Consider the following 2197-nt stretch of genomic DNA (forward strand, 5'->3'; position numbering starts at 1 on the left):
GTTCTTCATTTCGGTCAACTACGACACGGACATTGCCAAGGTCAAAAAACTGGTCAAGGGCGTCGGCGCCGAACTGCTGGCAGATGAGGAATTCGGTCCGCAGATCATCGAGACCTTGAAGATGAAGGGCGTCGAGGCTTTCGGCGATTATGGCATCAACCTCAGTTTCGCGATGACGACCAAGCCGGGACACCAATTCACGATCCGTCGCCGGGCCTATGTCATGATCCGCGAAGCGTTCGCGGCAAACGGGATCGAGTTTGCTTCGCCCACAGTGCAGGTCGCAGCCGGCAATGAGGACCATGGGGCAAGTGCGGCTGCCGCCAGGGATGCGGTGGTACGCAAACAGATTGCGGAAGCTAAGGCCAAGGAAGGCGAGGAATAAAAGTCGGCCGGCGGAACTTTATCGTGGAGCGAGGCCATCAAGCAGGAAGTCGAGGCCTTTCCTGAAAGCGCCGAGCCAATCGTCATCCAACAGCAGACGAGAGCGTTCGATTGTCGGGTAGCGTCCGCTGAGATGCGCAAGGCGCTGCTGCGCGGCGGCCCTGTTGTCGTCCGAGAGGTCAAAGCTCGCCCGGGTGATGGTGGCGCCCATCACATAGTTCCAGAGTGACCATATCGCGACGTTCAGATTTGCGTCCGCCACGCCGGCGCTGGACAAGGTCTTGCTCAGCAGCTCCAGGCGGCTGAGGATGCCCGGGCCGAGCGCCCTGCGCGGCAACAACGATGCCGACCAGGGATGGCGCAGCATGCCGGTGCGCCAGTCTTCGAGCATATGGACGACTTCTCCGCGCCAGTCTTGAGACTCAGCCATTTGCGGCGGTTCGCGATATTCGAGCACCGAGTCGAGCGCCAGATCAAAGACATCCTCTTTGTTGTCGACGTGCCAATATAGGCTCATCACGCCCGAGCCGAGGCGATCGGCCAGCCGACGCATCGTCAATCCGTCGACGCCTTGGGCGTCCAGCAGTTCTACCGCCGTCGCCACGATACGTTCCCGCGTGAGAGGCGGTTCACTGCTCGCCTCCTGCACGGRCTGGTGCGAGACACCGACCTGTTGAGGTCGTTTGCTCCGGGCGCCGCTACGCTTGGCTGCCATCCAACTTTCCTCGCTGTTCAGGACATCGATTTTGACCGGCAACGCGACGAATGTCGATCTTGAACGATTGACTCGTACGACGTACCATACGACTACTCGTACATCGCACGAGTCATCGTAAGGACGATGTGGTTAAAGTTCAATCATGCCGGCTGCGAGGGTAGGTCGCTCGCAGTCCGCGGAGCCGAGAGAAAATCATGTCACGCGCAATCAAGCGTCTGCTTATTGGAGGGCTAATCATCATGACCATCGCAGTTCCCACGGCGGCTACAGCCAATGAGAACGATCGCAAGCTGACCATCGTCAATCCCCAAAACCTCTACGACCCGTCGCCGAATGGCTACAGCACAGCGGTGATCACACCCCGTGAAGGCCGGGTCGCCTATATCTCCGGGCAGGGCGGCCAGGACAGCGCGGGAGCGCTGTCGCCCGACTTCGCCATCCAGGTTAAGCAGGCCTACGCAAATTTGCGTACCGCGTTGGACGGGATCGGCGCGAAACCGGGTCAGGTCGCCAAGCTGACGGTCTTCGTGGTCGATCACGATATGTCAAAGCTTGAGGTGCTGACCGAGAACGTCAAGGCAATGTTCGGCGAGGCGCTGCCGGCGCAGACTCTGGTTCCCGTTCCCAAGCTTGCAATTGACCCCATGCTGTTCGAGGTGGAGGCCGTGGTCGTGCTTGATTAGCGCGGGCGGTGTGCATCGCCAGTCGGTGACTGGTCAATTGGCTTGCGGCGTTCTCGTTGCGCTGCGGCCAATTGCTCTAGCTGGGTGGCATTACCGCACATCAGAAAGTCGCATAAGATAGATTATGGAACTGAAGCGTATGACGGCAGACGGTGATTTTCCCGCATTATCAGCCGTTTGGCGCCCATCCGGCTGCAGCAAATAGATGATGCCCACAACGCTATGGCGGTCACGCCAACCCGCAACCTCAAGATCTCTTCGATTGCGTCGTGTCTATCGCGGCAAGTCGATCCGGCATGCACGGCAGCTGAAATCCGCGTTGACCAGACGATTTGGCCGGGCGTCATTCATTGTCGAAATTCCAGTGCGGCCAGCGATGAAGGATTGGCTTCATCACCATGAATCATATGGG

Annotated in this window: 2 protein-coding genes and 1 pseudogene; 2 read left to right on the top strand and 1 reads right to left on the bottom strand. The window is 59.0% G+C overall.

The annotated features are described in order from the left end of the window. A pseudogene (locus ACXJ7R_RS30625) lies at positions 1 to 385 on the top strand (mechanosensitive ion channel family protein); the annotation flags it as partial. Between the two features lie 18 nt (positions 386 to 403). On the opposite strand, the gene ACXJ7R_RS30630 reads toward ACXJ7R_RS30625, so the two are convergent. Further along, positions 404 to 1099 carry a TetR/AcrR family transcriptional regulator gene (locus tag ACXJ7R_RS30630; RefSeq protein ID WP_457155077.1) on the bottom strand — a complete coding sequence of 232 codons (696 nt, stop codon included), beginning with the start codon at positions 1097 to 1099 and terminating at the stop codon, positions 404 to 406. A gap of 197 nt (positions 1100 to 1296) precedes the next feature. On the opposite strand from ACXJ7R_RS30630, the gene ACXJ7R_RS30635 reads away from it, so the two are divergent. Further along, positions 1297 to 1785, top strand: a complete 489-nt coding sequence (locus ACXJ7R_RS30635; protein WP_457155078.1) for a RidA family protein — start codon at positions 1297 to 1299, stop codon at positions 1783 to 1785. Positions 1786 to 2197: the final 412 nt, after the last annotated feature.

The sequence above is a fragment of the Mesorhizobium sp. P5_C1 genome (assembly GCF_054049815.1).

Bases quoted from the DNA above. Each gene is read 5' to 3' on its own strand.
- ACXJ7R_RS30635 (WP_457155078.1), top strand. From the start codon at position 1,297: ATGTCACGCGCAATCAAGCGTCTGCTTATTGGAGGGCTAATCATCATG.